The organism is Streptomyces sp., from assembly GCF_019510245.1.
Taxonomy (GTDB): domain Bacteria; phylum Actinomycetota; class Actinomycetes; order Streptomycetales; family Streptomycetaceae; genus Streptomyces.
This window is the reverse complement of the sequence record NZ_JAEKKT010000206.1, coordinates 1-24,463: the sequence shown is the minus strand read 5'-3', so window position 1 is coordinate 24,463 and position 24,463 is coordinate 1. Positions and strand designations below refer to the sequence as shown.

The 24,463-nt window shown below is 72.2% G+C and carries 21 protein-coding genes and 1 pseudogene; 12 read left to right on the top strand and 10 right to left on the bottom strand.

Annotated features, from left to right (window positions below; all coding sequences use genetic code 11):
• Window positions 1–10: 10 nt before the first annotated feature.
• Entirely contained in the window at window positions 11–1,813 is a 1,803-nt protein-coding gene (locus JF597_RS41640) for a phosphatidylglycerol lysyltransferase domain-containing protein (protein WP_294008946.1), read from the bottom strand.
• Window positions 1,814–2,159: 346 nt separating this feature from the next.
• The gene (gene cobT, locus JF597_RS41635) at window positions 2,160–3,230 is read right to left on the bottom strand and encodes a nicotinate-nucleotide--dimethylbenzimidazole phosphoribosyltransferase (RefSeq protein ID WP_294008943.1); all 1,071 of its coding nucleotides are present in this window, start codon (window positions 3,228–3,230) and stop codon (window positions 2,160–2,162) included.
• A gap of 150 nt (window positions 3,231–3,380) precedes the next feature.
• Here cobT and JF597_RS41630 point away from each other — a divergent pair, with 150 nt between their 5' ends.
• Window positions 3,381–4,358: a class I SAM-dependent methyltransferase gene (locus JF597_RS41630; RefSeq protein WP_294008941.1), complete on the top strand. Its 978-nt coding sequence runs from the start codon at window positions 3,381–3,383 to the stop codon at window positions 4,356–4,358.
• A 120-nt stretch (window positions 4,359–4,478) separates the two neighbouring features.
• On the opposite strand, the gene JF597_RS41625 is transcribed toward JF597_RS41630, so the two are convergent.
• Window positions 4,479–5,678 (bottom strand): bifunctional adenosylcobinamide kinase/adenosylcobinamide-phosphate guanylyltransferase, encoded by a 1,200-nt coding sequence (locus JF597_RS41625; protein ID WP_294008939.1) that lies wholly within the window; start codon window positions 5,676–5,678, stop codon window positions 4,479–4,481.
• Between the two features lie 180 nt (window positions 5,679–5,858).
• Here JF597_RS41625 and JF597_RS41620 point away from each other — a divergent pair, with 180 nt between their 5' ends.
• Window positions 5,859–6,071, top strand: a complete 213-nt coding sequence (locus tag JF597_RS41620) for a hypothetical protein (RefSeq protein ID WP_093503930.1) — start codon at window positions 5,859–5,861, stop codon at window positions 6,069–6,071.
• Window positions 6,072–6,121: 50 nt separating this feature from the next.
• Here the strand turns inward: JF597_RS41620 and JF597_RS41615 are convergent, their stop codons facing one another.
• The 3 genes from JF597_RS41615 to JF597_RS41605 form a co-directional block, all read right to left on the bottom strand.
• Window positions 6,122–7,198 carry a trypsin-like peptidase domain-containing protein gene (locus JF597_RS41615; RefSeq protein WP_294008934.1) on the bottom strand — a complete coding sequence of 359 codons (1,077 nt, stop codon included), beginning with the start codon at window positions 7,196–7,198 and terminating at the stop codon, window positions 6,122–6,124.
• 76 nt (window positions 7,199–7,274) lie between these two features.
• Complete coding sequence (locus tag JF597_RS41610; protein WP_294008932.1) at window positions 7,275–7,976, bottom strand: methyltransferase domain-containing protein; 702 nt, start codon at window positions 7,974–7,976, stop codon at window positions 7,275–7,277.
• Window positions 7,977–8,059: 83 nt separating this feature from the next.
• The gene (locus JF597_RS41605; protein WP_294008930.1) at window positions 8,060–8,734 is read right to left on the bottom strand and encodes a DUF3043 domain-containing protein; all 675 of its coding nucleotides are present in this window, start codon (window positions 8,732–8,734) and stop codon (window positions 8,060–8,062) included.
• A 200-nt stretch (window positions 8,735–8,934) separates the two neighbouring features.
• On the opposite strand from JF597_RS41605, the gene JF597_RS41600 reads away from it, so the two are divergent.
• The 6 genes and pseudogenes from JF597_RS41600 to JF597_RS41575 all read left to right on the top strand — a co-directional run bounded on the left by JF597_RS41600 (window position 8,935) and on the right by JF597_RS41575 (window position 15,996).
• Complete coding sequence (locus JF597_RS41600) at window positions 8,935–9,726, top strand: PspA/IM30 family protein (RefSeq protein WP_294008928.1); 792 nt, start codon at window positions 8,935–8,937, stop codon at window positions 9,724–9,726.
• Between the two features lie 28 nt (window positions 9,727–9,754).
• Window positions 9,755–10,033: a hypothetical protein gene (locus JF597_RS41595; RefSeq protein WP_294008958.1), complete on the top strand. Its 279-nt coding sequence runs from the start codon at window positions 9,755–9,757 to the stop codon at window positions 10,031–10,033.
• 124 nt (window positions 10,034–10,157) lie between these two features.
• A complete protein-coding gene (locus tag JF597_RS41590) occupies window positions 10,158–11,426 on the top strand; it encodes a histidine kinase (protein WP_294008926.1) in 1,269 nt (422 codons plus the stop codon).
• On the top strand, window positions 11,423–12,106 hold the full coding sequence (locus JF597_RS41585; RefSeq protein WP_294008924.1) for a response regulator transcription factor: 684 nt from the start codon (window positions 11,423–11,425) through the stop codon (window positions 12,104–12,106). Before JF597_RS41590 ends, JF597_RS41585 begins: the two co-directional genes overlap by 4 nt.
• A 195-nt stretch (window positions 12,107–12,301) precedes the next feature.
• Window positions 12,302–13,308 (top strand): annotated as a pseudogene (locus JF597_RS41580) (efflux RND transporter permease subunit); the annotation flags it as partial.
• Between the two features lie 399 nt (window positions 13,309–13,707).
• Window positions 13,708–15,996 (top strand): PQQ-binding-like beta-propeller repeat protein, encoded by a 2,289-nt coding sequence (locus JF597_RS41575; protein WP_294008922.1) that lies wholly within the window; start codon window positions 13,708–13,710, stop codon window positions 15,994–15,996.
• A 22-nt stretch (window positions 15,997–16,018) separates the two neighbouring features.
• On the opposite strand, the gene nadA is transcribed toward JF597_RS41575, so the two are convergent.
• Window positions 16,019–17,203 (bottom strand): quinolinate synthase NadA, encoded by a 1,185-nt coding sequence (gene nadA / locus JF597_RS41570; protein ID WP_294008920.1) that lies wholly within the window; start codon window positions 17,201–17,203, stop codon window positions 16,019–16,021.
• A 323-nt stretch (window positions 17,204–17,526) separates the two neighbouring features.
• Between nadA and JF597_RS41565 the strand changes: the two genes are divergently transcribed.
• Window positions 17,527–17,883 carry an iron-sulfur cluster assembly accessory protein gene (locus JF597_RS41565; protein ID WP_030951236.1) on the top strand — a complete coding sequence of 119 codons (357 nt, stop codon included), beginning with the start codon at window positions 17,527–17,529 and terminating at the stop codon, window positions 17,881–17,883.
• 66 nt (window positions 17,884–17,949) lie between these two features.
• On the opposite strand, the gene JF597_RS41560 is transcribed toward JF597_RS41565, so the two are convergent.
• Both JF597_RS41560 and JF597_RS41555 read right to left on the bottom strand, forming a co-directional pair.
• Entirely contained in the window at window positions 17,950–19,773 is a 1,824-nt protein-coding gene (locus JF597_RS41560) for a hypothetical protein (RefSeq protein ID WP_294008911.1), read from the bottom strand.
• A 105-nt stretch (window positions 19,774–19,878) separates the two neighbouring features.
• A complete protein-coding gene (locus JF597_RS41555) occupies window positions 19,879–20,088 on the bottom strand; it encodes a hypothetical protein (protein WP_294008909.1) in 210 nt (69 codons plus the stop codon).
• 185 nt (window positions 20,089–20,273) lie between these two features.
• Here JF597_RS41555 and JF597_RS41550 point away from each other — a divergent pair, with 185 nt between their 5' ends.
• On the top strand, window positions 20,274–21,248 hold the full coding sequence (locus tag JF597_RS41550; RefSeq protein ID WP_294008907.1) for a carbohydrate kinase family protein: 975 nt from the start codon (window positions 20,274–20,276) through the stop codon (window positions 21,246–21,248).
• A gap of 98 nt (window positions 21,249–21,346) precedes the next feature.
• Here the strand turns inward: JF597_RS41550 and JF597_RS41545 are convergent, their stop codons facing one another.
• On the bottom strand, window positions 21,347–22,726 hold the full coding sequence (locus JF597_RS41545; protein ID WP_294008905.1) for a cysteine desulfurase/sulfurtransferase TusA family protein: 1,380 nt from the start codon (window positions 22,724–22,726) through the stop codon (window positions 21,347–21,349).
• Between the two features lie 360 nt (window positions 22,727–23,086).
• Between JF597_RS41545 and coxB the strand changes: the two genes are divergently transcribed.
• Together coxB and JF597_RS41535 are read left to right on the top strand one after the other, a co-directional pair.
• Window positions 23,087–24,049 (top strand): cytochrome c oxidase subunit II, encoded by a 963-nt coding sequence (gene coxB / locus JF597_RS41540; RefSeq protein ID WP_294008903.1) that lies wholly within the window; start codon window positions 23,087–23,089, stop codon window positions 24,047–24,049.
• A partial coding sequence (locus JF597_RS41535) for a cbb3-type cytochrome c oxidase subunit I (RefSeq protein WP_294008901.1) occupies window positions 24,046–24,463 on the top strand: 418 nt, incomplete at its 3' end. The genes coxB and JF597_RS41535, both read left to right, overlap by 4 nt.

Below are 24,463 nucleotides of genomic sequence, written 5' to 3'. Positions count from 1 at the left end.
GCGGCGGTCCTCATCCCTGCGCTTCTCGCTGCGTCTCCAACTGCCGCCGGTGCAGCCACTTCGGCAGCCCCGCCGACACGGCCCCCAGAAACCCCTCCGCGCGCGCCGACGCCAGGCCGATGCGCGGAAGGTCCGCGCTCTTCTCGAAGAGCAGGAAACGGGGTTCCCAGATGGGCCGGTACTTGGCGTTGGCCCGGTACAGGGACTCGATCTGCCACCACCGGGAGAAGAAGCTCAGCAAGGACCTCCACAACCGCAGCACCGGCCCGGCGCCGAGGCGCGCACCCCGTTCGAAGACCGAACGGAACATCGCGAAATTGAGGGAGACCTGCGTGATCCCGATCTCCCCGGCACGCCGGAGCAGTTCGATGACCATGAACTCCATCAGCCCGTTGTCGGAGTCCCGGTCCCGCCGCATGAGGTCGAGGGAGAGCCCGCCCGGCCCCCACGGCACGAAGGAGAGCAGGGCCCGCAGCTCCCCTTCCGCGTCGGTGCACTCCAGCATCACGCACCGTCCGTCCCGGCCGTCCCCGAGCCGCCCCAGCGCCATGCTGAAGCCGCGCTCGGTGGCGCCGTCCCGCCAGTCGTCCGCGCGCCGGATCAGGTACGACATCTCGTCCGCCGGGACGTCCTCGTGGCGGCGGATCCGCACCTGGTACCCGGCCCGCCCGACCCGGTTGTACGCCTGCCGGACGGTCCGCATCGCCCGCCCCTCCAGCGTGAACTCGGCGACCTCGACGATCGCCTCGTCGCCGAGTTCCAGCGCGTCCAGCCCGTGCCGCGCGTACACGGTCCCGGCCTCCTCGCCCGCCCCCATCACCGCCGGGATCCACCCGTGCGCCCGCGCCTCGCCGAGCCACGGCACGATGGCCCCCGGCCACGCCTCCGGATCCCCGATCGGATCCCCGGAGGCGAGCGACACCCCGCCCACCACCCGGTACGCGACCGCCGCCTTCCCGGTGGGCGACCAGACGACGCTCTTCTCCCTCCGCAGCGCGAAGTACCCGAGGGAGTCCCGTTCCCCGTGCCGCTCCAGCAGTTCCCGCAGCCGCTTCTCGTCGTCCTCGGTGATCGGGTCGACGGCCCGGCGGGAGCGGAAGGCGGCGTAGAAGACGGCGAGGACGAGGAGGGTGCTCAGTACGTTGATGGAGACGTTCACCCAGTTGGGCGGGGTGATGCCCGGGAAGTGGGAAGGGTCGGCGGCGACCGACACCAGGCGCAGGGTGCCGTAGTGCCAGCGCTCCGGGAACGTCGAACGCGCGGTGCGCGGGGCCTGGTTGGTGACGGTCACCAGGAGCGCGGCGAGCAGCGAGGCGATGAGCCCGCCGCCGACGGCGACGGTGGCGGCGAGCCGCGGGTTGGACCGGTCGCCCTTCGCGTAGAACTCCCGCCGCCCGACGAGCAGGGCCACGACGAAGGCGCCGGTCAGCACGATCGAGATCCAGTTCTGCGCGTACCGCCGGATCTCCGGGAACGCCATGGCGAACGCGAACAGCGCGAGGAAGAGCCCGCTCAGCACCAGGTTGAGGATCCACGCGGCCCTCTTGCGGCGCCGCATCGTGATCGCGAGGAACGCGGTGAACACACCGGAGGCGAAGCCGGCCGTCAGCAGGTATGGCGTGAAGAAGTTCTCCTGGTTGTGCCGCCGCACGTCCTGGCCCAGCGACACCCACACCGCGCTGAGGAAGTTGACGAAGGCGACGGCCCGCAAGTACCACACGGCGAAGGCGGCGGCCCGCTGGGAAACCCCGGCACCCCGCCGCCCCGGCCCGCGTCCCTCACACCGCTCCACGGCAATTCGGACATCTCCCATGGAGAGCGATCATATGGGCGTCCCTACCCCAAACCCCGCCGCACGCCGCCTTTTTCCGCCGGACGCGCACACGAGCCGTGGCTCCCGCCGCCGGTCGCATGCCAGGACCCGCGCCGTGACGGCCGATCGCGCAGCCCCTCTCCCCGGCCCTCGGCCGGGGGCCAGGCGTCCTTGGCGGGACGCCGCTGCCGCCACCCGTCACGCGCCGGGCCCGATTGCCCAAGTCGGCGCCCCTCTTGTCCCCGTCGGCTCCACGCTTCCGCCGGTCTCCGCTGTCCGCCGCGACGGCGATCAGCCGGGACGGCGCACCCCGGCGGTGCCGTCCCGGCCGGGGCCCGTCGGCTCGCTAGTCCTGCGGCTTCTCCTCGGATTCCGGCTTTTCGGGGAGGTCCGCCGCCAGGGCCGCCGCGGCCTGGACCAGGGGGAGGGCCAGCAGCGCGCCCGCGCCCTCGCCGACCCGCACGCCCTGCTCCAGCAGCGGCTCCAGGGCCATCCGGTCCAGCGCCTTCGCCTGCCCCGGCTCCCCGCTGTCGTGGCCGGCCAGCCACCAGTCCGGGGCCCGGAACGCGATCCGCTGCGCGACCAGCGCACACGCGGCGACGACCACCCCGTCCAGCACCACCGGCAGCTTCCGCACCGCCGACTGCAACAGGAACCCGGTCATCGCCGCGAGGTCGGCCCCGCCGACGGTCGCCAGCAACTGCAACTGGTCCCCGAGCACCGGCCGCGCCCGCCGCAGCGCGTCCCGGATCGCCGCGCACTTCCGCATCCACGCGAGGTCGTCGATGGGGAGCCCGCCGCGCCCGGTCACCACGGACGCGTCCGTCCCGCACAGCGCCGCCACCAGGACGGAGGCCGCCGTCGTGCCGCCGACGCTGACGTCGCCGAGAACCACCAGATCGGTCCCCGAGTCCGCCTCCTCGTCGGCCAGCGCGATGCCCGCCCGGAAGGCCGCCTCGGCCTCCTCCAGGGTCAGCGCGTCCTCGATGTCGATACGGCCGCTGCCCCGCCGTACCCGGTGCCGTACGACCTCCTCGGGCAGCGCCTCCGGGTCGCAGTCCAGCGCCATGTCCACGATCCGCACCGGCACCCCGAGCCGCCGGGCCAGTACCGCCACCGGGCTGGCCCCCTCCAGGACCGCCCGCACCAGCAGCGCCGCGCTGCCCGCGGGCCGGGCGGAGACGCCGAGTTCGGCGACGCCGTGGTCACCCGCGAAGAGCAGGACCCGTGGGCGTTCCACGGGCCGTACCGGTACCGAACCCTGCGCGGCGGCCAGCCACTCACCCAGGTCGTCGAGGCGGCCCAGCGACCCGGGCGGCACGGTCAGCCGCTCCCGGCGCGCCTCGGCGTCACGGCGCACACCGCCGTCGGGGCGCTCGATCAGATCGGTGAAGTCGTCGAGATTAAGCGAGCTCATTCGCCGAACAGTACCGGCACCGAACCAACGCTCAGGTGCCAGATCGACGGCACACCCGCACGGCGCCTTGGCAGGCAAGATCGGTATCCCATACGTTCCGGTTTGCAGTGGATTGCGTTCAGGGAGTACAGGGAGCACAGGGAGCCGCCCATGCCGCCGCGCACGTCCGAACTCGCCGCGGGCCCCGACCGGTTCCACGAGCCGCGCCGCGAGGACTGCCCCTGGTGCGGCTCCCGGCGCCTGCGCACCCGCCTGCGCACGCCCGACCTCCTCCACCACCGGCCCGGCACGTTCACCGTCGACGAGTGCCGGGACTGCGCCCACACCTTCCAGAACCCCCGGCTGTCCCGGGCGGGCCTCGCCTTCTACCACCGGGACTTCTACGACGGCCGCCTGGAGGACTACACCGACCGCCTCCACACCACCCGCGCGGGCCGCCGCCGGCACCGCGCCGCCGCGCGCGTGATGCTGACGCTGCCGGAGCCGGAGAGCTGGCTGGACGTCGGCACGGGCCACGCCCACTTCCCGCGCGCGGCGAAGGAGCTCTTCGCCTACACCTCGTTCGACGGCCTCGACCCGACCCTCCGCGTGGGACGCGCCCAGACCGAGGGGCACATCGAGGAGGCCCACTGCGGTTACCTGGCCGCGCCGGAGGTGCTGGCCCGCCTGCGCGCCCGCTACGACGTCGTCAGCATGTTCCACCACCTCCAGCACACCCCCGACCCGCGCGCCGAACTCCGCGCCGCCCTCACGGCGCTGCGCCCCGGCGGGCACGTCCTCATCGACGTCCCGAACCCGCGGAGCGCGTTCGCGAGGCTCCTCGGCAGGTGGTGGGTCCCCTACGGCCAGCCCCGCCACCTGCACCTGATGCCGCTGCACAACCTCCGGGCGGAGCTGGAGTCCCAGGGCTGCGAGATCCTCAGAACCGACCGGAAGTCGCCTCATGTGCCGTACGACATCTCGGCGGCGCTCGGCCTGGTCCTGGGGCGGCTGCTGCCGAAGCGGTGGCTGCGCGGGGCGGCGCCGCTGGTCGCCGTCGCGGCCGTACTGGACCATGCCCTGGCGCCTTTGCTGCGACGCACACCCTTCTCCAACGCGTACCGGATCGTGGCGAGAAAGGGGTGGTGACGGTGCGTTTCCGGGGCGCGGGCCGGTGGGGGTTGCTCGCGCGGTGCCTCCCCCGGCCTTCGGCCGGGGGAGGCACCCTGCCGGCGCCGGTAAGCGTCCCCATCCGAACCCCGGCCCCCACTACCTCAGCACCACCACCTGCCCCGCCACCACCAGCACCACCTGCTCGCACTCGCTCGCGAACGCCGCGTTCAGGCGGCCCAGTTCATCCCGGTACCGCCGCCCCGACGCCGTGGCCGGCACAATGCCCGACCCCACCTCGTTGGAGACGGCGACCACCGTCCGCCGGGTCGCCCGCACCGCCTCCGTCAGCTCCCGCACCCGCTCCCGCAGGGCCTTCTCCCCGCCCGACGCCCACTCCGTGTCGTCCCACGCCCCGACGGAGTCCATCGCGTCCGTCAGCCACAGCGACAGACAGTCGATCAGCAACGCCGGCCCGTCCTGCGCCAGCAACGGCACGAGGTCGCACGTCTCCGTCGTACGCCACGACCCCGGCCGCCGCTCCCGGTGGACGGCCACCCGCGCCGCCCACTCGGTGTCCCCGCCCCGCGTACCGCCCGTGGCGACGTACAGCACGTCGGGGAAGGACTCCAGCCGCCGTTCGGCCTCCACGGACTTGCCCGACCGTGCCCCGCCCAGCACCAGCGTCCGGCGCGGTACGTCGGGCACGTCCTCGTACACCCCCACCGTCAGCGTCGACCCGTCCGGCACCGCTCGCGCCCCAGCCGCCGCCAGCCGCCGGCGCAACTCCGGGCCGGGCGGCACGTCGTGGCCGAGATGGACGGCGACGACGTCCGTGGTCGGCCCGACCGAGCCGACCGCCCGCAGCCGCGCCAGCGCGTCCGGCCTGCCGACGACGTCGAGGAGCACCAGGTCGTAGGAGTCCGCGCTCCCGTTCTCCAGCCCGGCCTGCGCGCCGCCCGGCGGCAGGTACAGCAGGCGCTGCCCGTCGGGTCCGGTCACCGCGTACCCGGTGCCGCCCGCGTCCATCGCCACCGCCCGCACCCGATGCCCCGTCAGCAGCGCCAGCTCCCGCCCGTCCGGCACCCGCCCCGGCTGCGGCAGCCCGGCCGGCACCTCGACGGCGGGCCCGTCGTGCGGATGCGACAGCAGCACCTGCCGTACCCCGCCGAGGGACAGCCCGGCCCGGGCCGCCGCGAACGCCGCCCCCGGCGTCAGATCGAGCAGCAGCGTCCCGTCGACGAGCACCGCGGTGGCGGCCCGCGCCTCCTCCGCGACGGCACACGCACAGGCCGCACAGGGACAGCCGGGCCGAGGCAGCCCCGCAGGAGCACCGGTACCGAGCAAAGTCACTTCCACGGACCGATTCTCACCCGTCCTGACGGTTCTCGCTTCAGCCGACGCCCTGTGCGACGCGCCCCGTCAGGGGCGCGGCGAACTGCGCGCCCCGCCCCCACCGGCCCCGCACCTGCCCCACAACCAGCGGAGTTTTCGTCGGCGCCCTTATACGATGCACCAGTTGGATCAAAGGAGGCCTACATGGCGGCATGGACATGGCGGTTCGAGAAGGCCGACGGGACGGAGGTCCAGCCCGCGGTGGAGCCCGAGGAGTTCACCACACAGGGCGACGCCGAGTCGTGGATCGGCGAGCAGTGGAAGGCCCTGCTGGCCGGCGGCGCCGACCAGGTGCGGCTCTTCGAGGACGCCACCGAGATCTACGGCCCGATGAGTCTGCACGCGGACGAGTCCTGAGGCGTACCGGTCCGGGGCGGCCCTCGTCGGCCGCCCCGCCGGTCACCGGGTCACTGCTCGCCCAGCGTCACGTCCACCGTCTTGCCGACGCCGTCCCGGCTGTAGGTCACCGTCGTCTTCTCCCCGGGCCGGTCCGAGGCGAGCGACTCGGCCAGTGAGGTGATGGTGGTGATGTCGTCGGCACCCACCTTGGTGATGATGTCCCCGGGCCGGATGCCCGCCTTGTCGGCCGCGTCGCCGCGCTTCACGGTCACCACGGCCACCCCGGCCGGCTGGTAGTTCACGTCGACGACCGTGCGCCCGGCGATGCCCAGCGCGGCCCGCCCCGAGTCGGTGACCTTCCCCTGCTTGATGATCTGGTCGGCGACCGTCGTCACCATCGACCCCGGGATGGCGAACCCGATCCCCGGCGCCGCGCTGCCGCCGAGGTCGGGGTCGCTCGCGGCGAGCGTGGGGATACCGATGACCTGGCCGTCCAGGTTGACCAGGGCGCCGCCGCTGTTGCCGGGGTTGATGGCCGCCGAGGTCTGCACCATGTTGGGGATGGTGGCGCCCGTACCGCCGCCCGCGGCGTTCTCGCTGACGGTCCGTCCGGTCGCCGACACGATGCCCTCGGTCACGCTGGAGGACAGCCCGAGCGGCGATCCCATGGCCAGCGTGATCTGCCCGACCTGGACCTTCTCGGTGTCCCCGAAGGTGGCCGCCTTCAGCCCGTCCGGGATCCGGTCGAGCCTGATCACCGCCAGATCCTGCTGGGGGTAGGAGTACACCAGCGTGGCGGTCAGCGGTTCCTCGGTGTTGGCCGTCGTCACCTTGAACTTCTTCTCGTTCCCCACGACGTGCGCGTTGGTGACGATGTGTCCGTTGCCGTCGTAGACCACGCCCGAGCCCAGGTCGCTGCTGGCCTGGATCTGCACGACCGACGGCAGGACGTCCTTGATCACCTTCTGGTACTGGTTCTGCAGGTCCCTCGCCCCGAGCGGGACGGCCGCCACCTGCGCGGCCCGGGCGGCCGAGGCGTCCACGGCCGCGTCGTCGTCGAAAGGGGAGCACCCGGAGACGAGGGCGAGGCAGCAGGAACCGAGCGCGGCGGCCGTACGCAGGGTCCGGGCGGGGGAAGCGTCCATGTCCCGAGTCTCGCCGCGGCGGTGACGCTCCGGCTCGCGCTGCTGGCCCGAACGAGCGGCACCGGCCGGGGTGCGGTCAGCCGCGGACCCCGCACAGGTGCAGCAGCGCCGCGACCGACCGGTACGGATCCGTCCGCCCGGCCCGCTCCTCCACCGCGAGCAGCGTCTCCAGGTCGGCCGGCGCCTCGGCGTCGTCCGCCGCGGTGTCCGTGAACACCCGCACGCCGTACCAGGACTGCAGCGGCGCACCGATGCCGGCCAGGGCGCCGGTGAGGGCGCTCAGCCGGTCGGCCCGGACGTCCAGGCCGAGGCGATTGCGGTACGAGACGGTGTCGAAGGACTCCAGGGCGCCCGCCCAGTCGCCGCTCAGCCCCGGCCGCATGGCCAGCGCGTCGGCGTTGCGCACCAGCAGCGACAGCAGCCCGCCCGGGGCCAGCATCCGGGCCAGTCCGGCGAGCAGCGCGTCCGGCTCCTCGACGTACATCAGCACCCCGTGGCAGAGCACCACGTCGAAGCTGCCCGGCAGGAAGTGGACACCCGTGTCCCGCCCTTCCCCCTGCACGATCCGCACCCGCTCGCGGATGCCCTCCGGCTCGGCGGCCAGGGCCTCCCGCGCGGCCGCGACCATCGTCGGCTCCCGCTCCACGCCGGTCACCTGGTGCCCGGCCCGGGCCAGCCGCAGCGCCTGCGTGCCCTGGCCCATCCCCACGTCGAGCACCCGCAGCCGCTGCCCGACCGGGAACCGCCCCGCTATCTGCTCGTCCAGCTGACGGGCCACGAGCTGCTGCCGTACGACATCACGCAGCCCGCCCAGCCTGTTCAGCCAGGCCTCTGCCGCACCCCCGGAGAACGGCTCTGCGCTCAGGGCCGCTCTCCGCGCTTGACCTGCGGCTTGGGCAGCCGGAGCCGGCGCATCTGGAGGGAGCGCATCAGGGCGTAGGCGACGGCGCCCTTCTTGTTCTGGTCGGGGAAGCGCTCGGCGAGGCGCTTGCGCAGCCGCAGCCCGCTGATCACCGCGTCGAGCACGATCAGCACGATCACGACCAGCCAGAGCAGCAGCGCGATGTTCTTGATCGCCGTGTTGTTGACCACGCTCATGACCAGGATGACCACGGCCAGCGGCAGGAAGAACTCCGCCACGTTGAAACGCGAGTCGACCCAGTCACGGGCGAACCTGCGGACCGGACCCTTGTCACGGGCCGGCAGGTACCGCTCGTCACCGGTGGCCAGCGCCTGGCGCTGCCGCTCCATGGCGGCGCGCCGGTCGTCGCGCTGACGCTTGGCGGCGTCCTTGCGCGTCGTCGGCGTGTTGGCCACGCTGCGCCGCTGGGACTGGGCCTCACTGCGCTTGGGCGTGGGCCTGCCCTTGGGGGCCTGCGGGTCACGGGTCTGCTTGGAGTCGGTCACGACCGCCTTGTCGGCGGGGGCCTTCTCATCCTTGGCACGGCTACGGAACACAAAACCCAAGCCTACGGGGTCACGGGGTGTGGGCCCTAGTCCGGCGGGGAACGATCCCGCAACGCCAGTCGTCTCCATGGGGGACAGAGGGGACGTTGCAGACGCTTCGCTCAGGGGGACCCTCTCCTACCTGTGCCGGAGCGGAGCGGACGGTAGTCGTCCTTGGGGATGAGCGCATCGGTCCCCGAACAGTGCGGTAATGGAGGCAGGGCCCGTACTGTGGGTTCTGTCGCAGGATCTGTGAGCTGGAGTCCGTCAGAAGGGGGCGCGCGAAGCCCATGAGCGGTGTCATGAAGCGTATGGGGATGATCTTCCGCGCGAAGGCGAACAAGGCCCTGGACAGGGCCGAGGACCCGCGCGAGACCCTCGACTACTCGTACCAGAAGCAGCTCGAGCTGCTGCAGAAGGTCCGCCGCGGCGTCGCCGACGTGGCGACCAGCCGCAAGCGGCTCGAACTCCAGCTGAACCAGCTCCAGCAGCAGTCCACCAAGCTGGAGGACCAGGGCCGCAAGGCGCTCGCGCTCGGCCGCGAGGACCTCGCCCGCGAGGCGCTCTCCCGCCGTGCCGCCCTCCAGCAGCAGGTGACCGACCTGGAGACCCAGCACGCCACCCTCCAGGGCGAGGAGGAGAAGCTCACCCTCGCGGCCCAGCGCCTCCAGGCCAAGGTGGACGCCTTCCGCACCAAGAAGGAGACCATCAAGGCCACCTACACCGCCGCCCAGGCCCAGACCCGCATCGGCGAGGCCTTCACCGGCATCTCCGAGGAGATGGGTGACGTCGGCCTCGCCATCCAGCGCGCCGAGGACAAGACGCAGCAGCTCCAGGCCCGCGCCGGCGCCATCGACGAGCTCCTCGCCTCCGGAGCCCTCGACGACCCGACCGGCACCGCCAAGGACGACATCGCCGCCGAGCTGGACCGCCTCTCCGGTGGTACGGATGTGGAGCTGGAACTGCAGCGCATGAAGGCCGAGCTCGCCGGAGGATCGCCCCAGCAGGCGATCGAGGGCGGCACCGGCCAGGGCGGCCAGTCGCAGCAGCCGCAGGACACCCCGCGCTTCGACAAGCAGTAGCCGACGCCTGGAGGGCGACATGGCCGACATGGTCGTGAGGATCATGGGGGAGGGCCAGGTGAGGCTGGCCGACAGCCACCTCACCGAGCTGAACAAGCTGGACGACGAGCTCCTCGCGGAGACGGAGTCCGGCGACGAGGCAGCCTTCCGCCGCACCCTGACCGCCCTCCTGGACAAGGTCCGGGAGCTGGGCACTCCGCTCCCGGACGACGCCCTGGAACCCTCGGACCTGATCCTCCCGTCCCCGGACGCGACCCTGGAGGAGGTCCGGGCACTGCTGCGGGACGACGGGCTCATTCCGGGCTGACCCGGCGCCCGGACCTGAGCTCTTCAGCCGACCGAGTCGGGCGGCGGGTGGGGAACCCGGCGGTGCCCGCAGCGGGCCGAACGGACGGTTCCGGCCCGCACGAACCAGCCGTACTGTTCAGAGCGTGAGCACTCTCGAAAGAGCCCGCTGCAGAGCCGGCGCCCACCCACTCGCCGTGGACGCGGTCATCGCCGCAGGCGCCCTCGTCTGCATGGTCGTGAGCTCTTTCGCCGCCCCGCACGGCACGCAGGGTGTCGCCTGGGGCATCCGCACCCCGGACCCCCTCAGCCTGCTGCTGATGACGCTCGCCGCCGCGGCCCTGGTCTTCCGCCGGCACGCCCCGAAGACGGTCCTGGCCGTCACCGGCGCCGCCTCCGTCGTGGAGGGCGTCACCGGCGACCCCCGCGCCCCCGTCGCGATGGCGGCCGTGATCGCCCTGTTCACCGTCGCCGCCACCACCGACCGCCGCACCACCCTGCGAGCCGGCCTGCTCACCATGACCGTGCTGACCACCGCCGCGATGGTCGCCGGCCCCCTGCCCTGGTACGCCCAGGAGAACCTCGCGATCTTCGCCTGGACCGGTATCGGCGCCACCGCCGGGGACGCCGTCCGCAGCCGGCGCGCGGTCGTCCAGGCCATCCGCGAGCGTGCCGAGCGCGCCGAGCGGACCCGCGAGGAGGAGGCCCGCCGCCGGGTCGCCGAGGAGCGCCTGCGCATCGCCCGTGACCTGCACGACGTCGTCGCCCACCACATCGCCCTGGTCAACGTGCAGGCGGGAGTCGCCGCGCACGTCATGGACAAGCGGCCCGACCAGGCCAAGGAGGCGCTCGGTCACGTCCGCGAGGCCAGCCGCTCCGCGCTGAACGAACTGCGTGCCACCGTCGGCCTGCTCCGCCAGTCCGGCGACCCCGAGGCGCCGACCGAGCCCGCCCCCGGCCTGCACCTCCTCGACGAGCTCGCCGACACCTTCCGCAACGCGGGCCTCCAGGTCGAGGTCGCCCGCGCCGACCAGGGCACCACCCTGCCGGCCGCCGTCGACCTGGCCGCCTACCGGATCATCCAGGAGGCCCTGACCAACGTGCAGAAGCACGCGGGACCCCACGCCAAGGCCGAGGTCAGCGTCGTACGGGTCGGACCGCACATCGAGGTCACCGTCCTCGACGACGGCTCCGGCGAGGACACCGCCCCCGAGGAGGGCGGCGGCCACGGCCTGCTCGGCATGCGGGAGCGCGTCACCGCCCTGCGCGGCACCCTCACCACCGGCCCCCGCTACGGCGGCGGCTTCCGCGTCCATGCGATCCTGCCGGTCAAGACCGACACCGACGACCGTACGAGCGACCGTACGCACGGCCGTGTCAGGAACCGCACGGCCGCCCTGGGGGATTCCGTATGACCATCCGTGTCCTGCTCGCCGACGACCAGGCACTGCTGCGCAGCGCGTTCCGGGTGCTCGTCGACTCCGAGCCCGACATGGAGGTGGTCGGCGAGGCCTCCGACGGCGCCGAGGCGGTGGCGCTGACCAGGGAGCGCGAGGCCGACGTGGTCCTGATGGACATCCGGATGCCGGGCACGGACGGACTGGCCGCCACCCGACTGATCAGCGCCGACCCCTCCCTCGCGCACGTCCGCGTGGTGATCCTCACGACCTTCGAGGTGGACGACTACGTGGTCCAGGCGCTGCGCGCGGGCGCCTCCGGCTTCCTCGGCAAGGGCAGCGAACCGGAGGAACTGCTCAGCGCCATCCGCCTCGCCGCCGGCGGCGAGGCGCTGCTCTCCCCGACGGCTACCAAGGGCCTGATCGCACGCTTCCTCGCCCAGGGCGACCTCGGCGACGACGGCCGCGACCCGGCCCGCAGCGAGCGGCTGGACGCGCTCACCTCACGGGAGCGCGAGGTCCTGGTCCAGGTCGCCGGAGGGCACTCCAACGACGAGATCGCCGAACGCCTGGAGGTCAGTCCGCTGACCGTGAAGACGCACGTCAACCGGGCCATGGCCAAGCTGGGCGCGCGGGACCGGGCCCAGCTCGTGGTGATCGCGTACGAGTCGGGGCTGGTCCGCCCGCGGACGGACTGATCTCCACCCGGGCGTACTGCGGGCGGAGTAGGAGCCGGACAAGGGAACGGCACCCAGGGGCTGCACGAGCAGGTCCGCGCATGGGTGAGAGTGGTGCGGTGGGCGCCCACAGGTGCCCCCTGGGCAGCGCATACGCCGCTCATCGACCGCGCGCAGCAGCTCGCCGAAGCCACCGAAGCCACCGAAGCCCACCCGAGCGTGCCGCGCATCTCGGTGAAGGCCAACTCCAGGGCCGCGGCCGCCGGGTTCGACGACCAGACGCCGGGCGCCGCCGTCACCCAGGCGGTGAAGGGCACCACGGCCGCGAAGGCGACCCTCGACGACACCGAGCGGGACGTCGTCGTGAAGTCCGCCGAGCCCGCCGAGGCCCTGGCGCAACTGCGCGCGCTCAAGCTGGGCCCGGTGAGGCTCGGCGACATCGCCACCGTGAAGCTGGTGGACGCGCCGGTGTCGTTGACCCGGCTCGACGGCCGGCGCGCCGCGACCGTCACCGCCAAGCCCACCGGAGACAACACCGGCGCGGTCAGCGCCCAACTCCAGTCCGAGATCAAGGCGTTGAAGCTGCCGGCGGGCGCCACGGCCTCGATCGGCGGGGTCACCTCGGACCAGGACAGCGCGTTCAGGAACCTGGGCCTGGCGATGCTCGCGGCGATCGCGATCGTCTTCATGCTGCTGGTCGAGACCTTCCGGTCGCTGGTCCAGCCGCTGATCCTGCTGGTCTCCATCCCGTTCGCGGCGACCGGCCGCTCGGCCTGCTGATCGTCACCGGCACCCCGATGGGCGTCCCCGCGATGATCGGCATGCTGATGCTGATCGGCATCGTGGTGACCAACACGATCGTCCTGATCGACCTCGTCGACCAGTACCGGAGCCAGGGGTACGGCGTCGTCGAGGCCGTCGTCGAGGGCGGCCGCCACCGTCTCCGGCCCATCCTCATGACGGCCCTGGCGATGATCTTCGCCCTGCTCCCGATGGCGCTGGGCGTCACCGGCGAGGGCGGCTTCATCGCGCAGCCGCCGGCGGTGGTCGTGATCGGCGGTCTGATCACCTCCACCCTGCTCACGCTGCTGCTCGTGCCGACGCTCTACGCGATGGTCGAACTCCGCAAGGAGCGCCGGGCCGGGAAGCGGGCGGCGAAGAAGGGCCTGCCGCCCGCGGATGCCACCCCGGCGACCGAGGCACCGGAGCCCGCGGCCCTGTGACGGCCCGGCCGCCGGTTCCCGCCCTCCGGGAACCGGCGACCGCCCCCGAACGCCCGCCCCACGACCCCTGCCACCGCCCCCGGACCTCGGCCGCAACCCCGCACACCGGCGGTCCGGCCGGCGGTCCGGGGCGTTGGCGGCCAGCCCTGTGCATCGATGGTTCGGTCGTCGGCCCCGGCACCGGCCCCCGTCACCGACCCTGGACCTTGGCCGCCCCCCCCGCATCGGTGGTTCCGTCGTCGGCACCGGCCCCCGCCGCCGACCCCGGACCTTGGCCCCCCGCACCGGCGGTCCGGTCGTCGGTGCGGTCCCGGGCGCCGACCGGGCCATCGGTCGTCCGTCGCCGGGGTTCCGTATGCTGGCGCCGCGAACTGCCGGTCGTGGAAGGGGAGTCGACGTATGCCGCTGCACAAGGACGATCCACGGTCCCTGGGCGGCTACAGGCTGGTCGACCGGCTGGGGGCCGGCGGCATGGGCATCGTCTACCGGGGCCGGTCGCGTTCCGGGCGCGAGGTCGCCGTCAAGGTGGTGCACGCCCAGTACGCCGAGGACCCCGTCTTCCGCGCCCGGTTCCGGCAGGAGATCGAGGCCGCCCGCCGGGTCAGCGGTGCCTTCACCGCCCCCGTCCTGGACGCCGATCCGGACGCCCGGGCGCCCTGGATGGCCACCCAGTACGTACCCGGCCAGTCCCTCGCCGCCCGCATCCGCGCCCACGGCGCCCTCCGCGTGGCCGAGTTGCGCCCGCTGGCCCTCGGCCTGGTGGAGGCGCTGCGGGACATCCACCGGGCCGGGATGGTGCACCGCGACCTGAAGCCGGCCAACGTCCTGATGGCCGGGGACGGCCCGCGCGTCATCGACTTCGGCATCTCCCGCGCGGCCGAGAACCACAACACCCTCACGGAGACCGGGCAGATGGTCGGCACCCCGCCGTTCATGTCCCCGGAGCAGTTCACCGACGCCCGTACGGTCGGCCCCGCCTCCGACGTCTTCTCGCTCGGCGCTCTGCTGGTCTACTGCGTCACCGGACGCGGCCCCTTCGACGCCGACAGTCCCTACCTGACCGGCTACCGGGTGGTCCACAACGAACCCGTGCTGGACGGCGTGACCGGCCCGCTGCGCGCGGTCCTGGAACGCTGCCTGGCCAAGGACCCCGCCGACCGGCCCGGACTCGACGAGCTTTCAAGGGAGTTCGCGGCGGCCCTGCCGGAGCCGGACCCCGGCGACCCGGAGACGATGTCCCTGTGGCTGCCGTCCGCCCGGTCCCTGGACCCCGGCACCGTGCCGGCCGACGCGACGCCCGGTCCGGGGGCCGGCCCCGACCGGGCGACCGGCACCGGTTCGGGCCGCCGCCGGATCGGGAGCCTGGTCCGGGACCGGGTCCGGGGCCGCCGTGCCCTCTGGGCGGCGGTCGGCACGGTGGGCGCGCTGACGCTGGGGCTGCAGTGGTACCTCCCGGTCGGACCGGGTTTCGCGGACGGCCCCCGGACGGCGAGCTCCTCCTCGGCCTCCCGCTGGGCCGCGGTGCCCGCCGGCTGGCAGCCCTGGCAGACGACGGTGTACAAGCCGGCGGACCAGGGCGAGGTCAAGGCGCTCGGCACGCCGGCGGAAGGCCAGTCGGACTGCCTGAGCCAGGGCGACGGCGTCTACTGCGGAGGCCACGGCGTCCTGCCGGTCCGGCTGGACGGCCGGACCGGCAGGACCCTCTGGCGTGCCGCGCTCGCGGCGCCGGGCGACGACGCCAGCCGGTACGACTCCTGGGTCCTCGGGGTGCACGACGGCACCGTGCTCGTCCGCGAGACGATCACCGAGACAGGTGCCGAGACCAACCCGACCTTCGTCGTCGCCCTCGACGCGACGAGCGGCTCGCAGCTGTGGATCCGCAAGGTCAACGACGAGAACGTCGACCTGATCATGGCCGGGGACCTGGTGCTGACCGCCGAGCGCGACGGCCGGACGGTGACGGCCCGCTCCCCGCGCACGGGCGAGGCGCGCTGGGCCATGACACTTCCGGCCCGCAGCTACTGCACGTTCCTGCCGGCCAAAACCGACCTGTACGCGCAGTGCTTCCCCACCGAGCAGGACGCCGAGTACTCCTCGCTCCTGCGGTTGGACCACGCCGACGGAACGGTCCTCGCGCGTCGGCAGGTCCCCTTCGAGAGCGGCTTCCTCGGCATCGTCGACGGCCGTCCGGCGATGGTCCTGGCCGACGAGGAGAGCGGCTCGACGTCCCTCCAGGACTCCAGGTTCGCCAAGATCCTCCTGACGGACCCGACGACCGGCGGCCGGACGACGACGAAGCTCGCGAAGACCTACGAGGGCTCGGTGACGCTCGCCGCGGACACCCTGTGGATCACGGGCGCGAACGGCGAGGTGGCGGCGGTGTCCCCGCTGACCGGCAAGGAGCTCTGGCACACCCGCACCAGTGTGGAGAACTCCGGCTCCCCGACGTACGACTCCCGCACCCACACCCTCTACCTGGCCAGTCCCAGCGGCCGGGTGGCAGCCCTGGACACCCGCAAGGGCACCCTCCTGTGGCAGACGTCCCCTCGCGTCGGCACGGCCTCGACGGGCGACGCGTCCGATCCCAAGGCACTCCTCGACGGGGGCGCGGTGACCGTCATGACCCCTGACGGCACCCTCTTCAGCCTCGACCCGGCACACCCCGAGCGGAGGTCCGGCTCGGGGTGACGCACGGGTCGTACGGGTACGGCTACGGCAGCGCCAGCATCCGCTCCAGGGCCAGCTTGGCGAACGCCTCGGTCTCCTTGTCGACCTCGATCCGGTTGACCAGGTTGCCCTCGGCCAGCGACTCCAGGGTCCAGACAAGGTGGGGGAGGTCGATGCGGTTCATGGTGGAGCAGAAGCAGACGGTCTTGTCGAGGAAGACGATCTCCTTGCCCTCCGGAGCGAAGCGGTTCGCGAGGCGGCGGACCAGGTTCAGCTCGGTGCCGATGGCCCACTTGGAGCCGGCCGGCGCGGCCTCCAGGGCCTTGATGATGTACTCGGTCGAGCCGACGTGGTCCGCCGCCGCCACGACCTCGTGCCGGCACTCCGGGTGGACGAGGACGTTGACGCCCGGGATGCGCTCGCGGACGTCGTTGACCGAGTCCAGCGAGAAACGGCCGTGCACCGAGCAGTGGCCGCGCCACAGGATCATCTTCGCGTCGCGCAACTGGTCGGCGGTGAGGCCGCCGTTCGGCTTGTGCGGGTTGTAGACCACGCAGTCGTCCAGGGACATGCCCATGTCCCGGACGGCGGTGTTGCGGCCCAGGTGCTGGTCGGGCAGGAAGAGCACCTTCTCGCCCTGCTCGAAGGCCCACTCCAGCGCGCGCCGCGCGTTGGACGAGGTGCAGATGGTGCCGCCGTGCTTGCCCGTGAACGCCTTGATGTCCGCGGACGAGTTCATGTACGAGACGGGGACCACCTGCTCGGCTATCCCGGCCTCGGTCAGCACGTCCCAGCACTCGGCGACCTGCTCGGCCGTGGCCATGTCGGCCATGGAGCAACCCGCCGCGAGGTCGGGGAGGACCACCTTCTGGTCGTCCGAGGTCAGGATGTCGGCGGACTCGGCCATGAAGTGCACACCGCAGAACACGATGTACTCGGCCTCCGGGCGGGCGGCGGCGTCCCGGGCCAGCTTGAAGGAGTCGCCCGTGACGTCGGCGAACTGGATGACCTCGTCGCGCTGGTAGTGATGGCCGAGCACGAAGACCTTGTCACCGAGCTTCTCCTTGGCCGCGCGGGCGCGCGCGACCAGGTCCGGGTCGGACGGCGAGGGCAGGTCGCCGGGACACTCGACGCCCCGCTCACTCTTCGGGTCGGCCTCACGGCCGAGCAGCAGCAGGGCGAGCGGAGTCGGCTGTACGTCGAGCTCGGTGGTCTGGGCGGTGGTCACGGCACGCACCCTTTCTACTTTTCGTCGTTCTGACGTTATCTATCATAACTGCTTCACGTCACTTTGACGATGGCCATAGCGTCGATGTGACATCAATCCCGGCGCCGAACGGGAGGGCGGCCGGCGGGTGGACGCCGGGTGGTCGGCCTGTGTGCAGGTCGCCGTGGGTGGCAACCGCGACTGCTGTCCGTCACTTCGGGCATGTGCGAGCATGAAGAGGTAGGAAAAACGCGAGAACGCGCACGCCGGCCCGGAATGAATCAGCGGACCCGCCGGTTGCACTCGTCGGCAAGCAGTCTCCGTACAACCCGGGAGAGATGTAGATGTCCGTATCGGACGAGACCAGCACCGCCACCGACGGCATCATCCTGAGCGACGCCGCCGCGGCCAAGGTCAAGGCCCTGCTCGACCAGGAAGGCCGTGACGACCTCGCCCTGCGCGTCGCCGTCCAGCCCGGTGGCTGCTCCGGCCTGCGCTACCAGCTCTTCTTCGACGAGCGTTCCCTCGACGGCGACGTCGTCAAGGACTTCGGCGGCGTCAAGGTGGTCACCGACCGCATGAGCGCCCCGTACCTGGGCGGCGCGTCGATCGACTTCGTCGACACCATCGAGAAGCAGGGCTTCACGATCGACAACCCGAACGCGACCGGGTCCTGCGCCTGCGGCGACTCCTTCAGCTGAGCCGAAGGGCACAGCAGGAAGGCGGCGGCCCCTCACCACGAGGGGCCGCCGCCTTCGTGTACCCGCTCAGCCCAGCTGCGGGCTCAGCGTCGTCGCCTTCTCCTTCGGGACGGCCCTGCCGTCCGTGCCGACCACCTTCCGGCCGTCCAGCGGCGCGTCCAGGCGCACCGCCTGGTGGTACTGCTTGGCGATCAGCACGCAGATCTTGTCCGGCCAGGGCGTCGCGGTCACCTTCACCACCACCTGCTCCGGGCTCTCCTGCGCCGTCACCTTGTAGTCGGCGCACACCCCGCCGGTGAACGCGACGACCAGCTCGCGGTCGTCGGTCGTGTACCCGTCCACCTTCACGTCCTTCGTGCTCCCCGCAGAGGCGCTCGCACTCGCGCTCGCCGAGGGGGCCGGCGCCGACGTCGAGGAGGAGGCCAGGTACTTCGGGTCCACCGCCGGATAGGTCACGGTGTACGAGTCCGCCGCCCCCCGCACCGTGAACAGCCAGGACGGCACCAGCGCCTGCCGCCCGGCGACGGACTGCGCGGCTAGCCCGAACACCGCCTTCTCGATCGCGGCGGACGACGCGGACGGCGTCGACGCGGCGCACGGCTGCTCCAGCCGGTCCTTCAGCGGTACGGAACTGGCGCAGCCGCCGATGCCCATCCGGTGGCCGGAGCGCGGCGCCGCGTTCATCAGGTCCAGCGTCTTCGTGGCGCTCAGCACCGGATACGTGTCGCCCTTCGCCGGCGCCGCGAGCATCCCGTTGCCGCCGACCACCTCGCCCTGCTTGCTCACGGTCAGCCCGGTCGTCCAGCCGTACGTCGGCAGCCCGCCGACCACCGGATTCGCGTTCACCACCCGCTGGGCGCCCATGACCTGGCTCGCGTCGAGCTTCGCGGTGTCCTGGCCGAGCGCCTTCAGCACCGGGGCCGCCGCCTTCTCCGCGGCACCGACGCTCACCGGGTCACCGGCCGGCGCCATCGGGTCCTGCGCGCACACCAGGCCGCTCTTGCAGTTGTCGGTGCCCGGGGCGTAGCGGCTGTACGTCCAGATGCCCGGGGCGGCCCGGTTCACCTGGAGACTCCCGCCCGAGCCGTCGTTGTCGGTGCCCACCTTCCAGACCTGGCCCTCGGCCACCGGGCTCCCCTCGATCCCGAGCGCCTTCGCCAGCGCGGCGACCCGGTCCTCGGAGACCTGGCCGGAGGGCTGGTACACGGTGGCCGAGCCGGGGCCGGCGGGGAGCGTACCGCTCGCCTTGTACGTCACGCCGTAGGGATTGGGCTCGCCCGGGGCTATGCCGTTGCCGCCGGCGGAGTAGCCGTCCAGGGCGAGGGGCGGGGGAGTGGCACCGCCGGACGCGCCGGTGGTGGTACCGGAGCCGGAGCCGGAGCCCGTGTTCGCGGCGAGGTAGGCACCACCTCCGCCGACCAGGAGGACGGCGGCGGCCACGGAGGCGATGACGAGGGCGGGGGAGCGGCGGCGGGGGGCGAGGTCGTCGGCCTCGGGACCGGCTTCGGCACCGGCTTCGGCACCGGCTTCGGCCACGGGTGTCCCGGGAGCCTCAGGGACGCCGGCGGCGTCGGGGGCGTCGGAAAGCGCGGCCGCTTCCGGCTCGGCGGGGGGTTCCGCGGTCTCGGCGGCGGACTCGGCGGCCGGGGGCATCTCCGGTGCGGGGGCCTCCTCGGGCTCCGGAACCTCTTCTACGGCGCCCTCGGCTTCTACGGCGCCCTCGGCGGACTCCGCGGTGGCCTGCGCTTCGGTACCGGCGTCAGTATCGGCGTCGGCGGCCACCCCGGCCTCCGCAGCCTTCGGCGACCCCGTGGCCTGCCGGGCCTCGGGGGGCTCCCCGGTGCCGCCCGCGGCCGCGTCGTCGTCGTTCTCGGGTCGCTCGCTCTTCACCGCATCGCTCCTCGCCGTGTCGTATCCCGCCTCCCCTTCACGGGGGACGGCGATGGGACGCGGGAGGGGAGCGCGCGGTTCCCTGGGAACGCGCCGGGGCGGAACTCAGTCGCCGTAGTCGGACATCGCGTCCAGGAGTCTGGCGGACTTCTTCGGCACGGTCACCCCGTGGATGAGTGACGGCGGCACCGGGCGGGCATCGCTGTGATCGGGAACCACCCAGTGCGGAGCCATCCGGGCGCAGTCCCCGCGCAGCGACGCGAGGTCGCCGTCGAGGTCGGCCGGAGCGGGGGAGTGGACCTTGAGGTTCGTCATGACGGAACCGTAAGCACGCCGAGCGCCGCGAAGAAAGATCTACTATCGGGTAGTTTTGGCACCTTCAGAGTGCCCATGACGACCCGGTAGCGTTAACTGTCAATCACGCCCGCCCGTCGCCCGCCACCGCCCTGCCAACGAGCGCTCTCGCGCGCCCCTTCTTTTTCCTCAGGAGAGTCCCAGCCGTGCGCATCGCAGTCACCGGCTCCATCGCCACCGACCACCTCATGACCTTCCCCGGCCGCTTCGCCGACCAGCTGGTCGCGGACCAGCTGCACACGGTCTCGCTGTCCTTCCTGGTCGACAACCTGGACGTACGGCGGGGCGGCGTCGGCGCGAACATCGCGTTCGGCATGGGACAGCTCGGCACCCGGCCGATCCTGGTCGGCGCGGCGGGCTTCGACTTCGACGAGTACCGGGCGTGGCTCGACCGGCACGGCGTCGACACGGACTCCGTCCGTATCTCCGAGACCCTGCACACCGCGCGTTTCGTGTGCACGACCGACGCCGACCACAACCAGATCGGCTCCTTCTACACGGGCGCGATGAGCGAGGCCCGCCTGATCGAGCTCAAGACGGTCGCCGACCGGGTCGGCGGACTCGACCTGGTCCTCATCGGCGCGGACGACCCGGAGGGCATGCTCCGCCACACGGAGGAGTGCCGGGTCCGGGCGATCCCCTTCGCCGCCGACTTCTCCCAGCAGATCGCCCGGATGAACGGCGACGAGATCCGGATACTGCTGGAGGGCGCGACGTACCTCTTCTCCAACGAGTACGAGAAGGGGCTCATCGAGACGAAGACCGGCTGGAGCGACGAGGAGATCCTCGCGAAGGTCGGCCACCGGGTGACGACGCTCGGCGCGCGCGGGGTGCGGATCGAGCGGGCCGGCGAGGAGACCATCGAGGTCGGCTGCCCCGACGAGGAGCGCAAGGCCGACCCGACGGGCGTCGGCGACGCGTTCCGCGCCGGGTTCCTCTCGGGGCTGGCGTGGGGGGTCTCGCTGGAGCGGGCGGCACAGGTGGGCTGCATGCTCGCGACCCTCGTCATCGAGACGGTGGGGACGCAGGAGTACCAGCTGCGCCGGGGGCACTTCATGGAGCGGTTCACCAAGGCGTACGGGGACGAGGCGGCGGAAGAGGTTCGCGGGTACCTGGTCTGACGGCGCCGGGTGCGGGTGCGGGTGCGTGGGGGCTGGTCGCGCAGTTCCTCCCCCCGCCTCCGGCCGGGGGTGCCCCCAGCGCCCCTGAAAAGGGGCGATCAGGTCGTCCGGCGTACCAGGTAGGCCCTTCCCCGTGCCGCCGGCTCCTCGCCGACGTACTCCTGGCCCCGCATCTCGCACCACGCCGGGATGTCCAGCCGTGCCGCCTCGTCGTCGGACAGGACTCGCACCCTGCCGCCCACCGGCACGGTGCCGATGACCTTCGCCAGTTCGATGACCGGGATCGGGCAGCGCTTGCCCAGTGAGTCGACCAGTACCTCCTCGGTCTGCGGCACGGCCGTCACCGGCACCGGCGCCCCCAGCTTCTCCCGCACCCCCGCCACCACCCCCGGCAGCACCTCGAGGAAACGGTCGACGTCCGCCTCCGCCGCCCCCGCCGGCAACGACACCCGCACGTTCCCCTCGCTCAGCACACCCATCGCCTTGAGCACATGGCTCGGCGTCAGCGTGCTGCTCGTGCAGGACGACCCCGAAGACACCGAGAAGCCCTCACGGTCCAGCTCGTGCAGCAATGTCTCTCCATCGACATAGAGGCAGGAGAAGGTGACGATCCCGGGCAGCCGCCGCTCGGCGTCCCCCACCACCTCCACGTCCGGCACCAACTCCGGTACCCGCACCCGGATCCGTGCCGTCAGCTCCCGCAGCCGCAGGGCCTCCCGCTCGGCCTCCGCCCGTACGGCCCGCAGCGAGGCGGCCGCCGCGACGATCGCCGGCAGGTTCTCGAAGCCGGGTGCCCGTCCCGACTCTCGTTCGTCCGAGGCCCCTTGGACGGCGAACCGCACCCCCTTGCGCACGACCAGCAGCCCGACCCCGCTCGGCCCGCCCCATTTGTGCGCACTCGCCGTCAGCAGCGACCAGTCGCCCGCCACCCGCTCCCACCCCAGTGACTGCGCCGCGTCCACCAGCAACGGCACCCCGGCCGCCCGGCACACCTCGGCGACGGCGGCCACCGGCTGCACGGTGCCCACTTCGTGGTTGGCCGACTGGAGGCAGGCGAGCGCGGTGTCGGGGCGGAGCGCAGCCTCGTAGGCGCCGGCCTCCACCTCGCCGGTCCGCTCCACCGGCACCTGCGTCACCTCTCCGCCCTCCGCCTCGAACACCTCGGCCGAATGGAGTACCGAGGAGTGTTCGACGGCTGACACGATCAGGTGACGTCCGGTCCTGCGCCGCCCGGCCAACGCGCCCGCGACGCCCGCGTGTACGGCCCGGGTCCCGGACGGCGTGAACGTCAGCTCGTCCGGTCGGCACCCGACGGCCTCGGCAGCCGCCTCCCGGGCGGCGTCCAGCAGCATCCGCGCCTTCCGCCCTTCGCGGTACAACCGGGCAGGATCAGCCCACCCGTCGTCCAGTGCGGCCAACAAGGCCTGACGAGCCACAGGATGGAGGGGAGCGGCAGACGCAGCGTCAAAGTAGGACACACAGCAACGGTAAAGCGCCGGTGGAGCAACCAACCTCAGGGGCGCGGGGCTGTGCCCATATGCGGCTCCGCCGCGATGGGGGTCCCCCCGCTCGAGCGAAGCCGAGAGTGGGGGAGCGACCAGCCCCCACCCACCTGCACGCGCGCACGAAACCGCAACAACCCGAGCTATTGGGCGCCCAATCCCACCCTTAAGGAGTGACCGGCGGCGCGTATGCCCCCCTCCCCGCGACCCCCCGAATCGCGTCGGCTAGGGTTTGGTCCGCATAAACATCCAAACCCCTGCCCGACGCAGGGCGGCGACCGACCAGCGAGAAGGCCGCAGCCGACCGCGCGGGCGAGACTCTCGGGAAGGCGCTACGTGAGTCCCAACGGCTCCGACCGCTCGCCGCGGCGCCCGATGCGGCGGAAGCTGCTGCAGGCAATGACCGCGGGCCTGGTCCTGGCATCCGCTACCGGTTGCACATACAAGGACTTCCCCCGCCTTGGTATGCCCACCCCGACCACGGAAGAGGCTCCGCGGATCCTCTCCCTGTGGCAGGGTTCCTGGGCCGCCGCGCTCGCCGTCGGCGTGCTGGTGTGGGGTCTGATCATCTGGAGCGCCATCTTCCACCGGCGCAGCCGCACCAAGATCGAGGTCCCGGCCCAGACCCGGTACAACATGCCGATCGAGGCCCTGTACACGGTGGTGCCGCTCATCATCGTCTCGGTGCTGTTCTACTTCACGGCGCGCGACGAGACGAAGCTGCTCAGCCTCACCGACAAGAAGCCGGACGTCACGGTCAACGTCGTCGGCTTCCAGTGGAGCTGGGGCTTCAACTACATCACGCCCGTCGACGGTGTCAGCGGCGATGCGAAGACCGACGCGAACCTGTCCGCCATCCCGGACCGGTTCAAGAAGGAATTCCCGGCCAACGCCGGCGGTGTCTACGACGTCGGTACGCCGGGCACGAAGAACCCGCAGACCGGTAACCCCGGTCCGACGCTCTGGCTCCCCAAGGGTGAGACCGTCCGCTTCGTCCTCACCTCGCGTGACGTCATCCACTCCTTCTGGGTGGTGCCGTTCCTGATGAAGATGGACGTCATCCCGGGCCACACCAACGCGTTCCAGGTGACTCCGAACCAGGAGGGCACCTTCCTCGGCAAGTGCGCCGAGCTCTGCGGCGTCGACCACTCCCGGATGCTGTTCAACGTGAAGGTCGTCTCCCCCGAGCGTTACCAGCAGCACCTCAAGGACCTCGTCAAGAAGGGGCAGACCGGTTACATTCCCGCCGGCATCGCGCAGACGAGCCACGAGAAGAACCGGGAGACGAACAACCTGTGAGCATCCTCAACGAACCCCAGGGTGCCGCGGCAGCTGAAGGCTCTTACGCAGATGAGCTGCCGGTCAGGCGCAAGCAGCCCGGCAACGTGGTCATCAAGTGGCTCACCACCACCGACCACAAGACCATCGGCACGCTCTATCTGGTCACGTCGTTCGCGTTCTTCCTGATCGGCGGTGTGATGGCGCTGCTCATGCGCGCCGAGCTCGCTCGCCCCGGTCTGCAGATCATGTCGAACGAGCAGTTCAACCAGGCCTTCACGATGCACGGCACGATCATGCTGCTGATGTTCGCGACGCCGCTGTTCGCCGGCTTCACGAACTGGATCATGCCGCTGCAGATCGGCGCGCCGGACGTCGCGTTCCCGCGGCTGAACATGTTCGCCTACTGGCTCTACCTGTTCGGCTCGACCATCG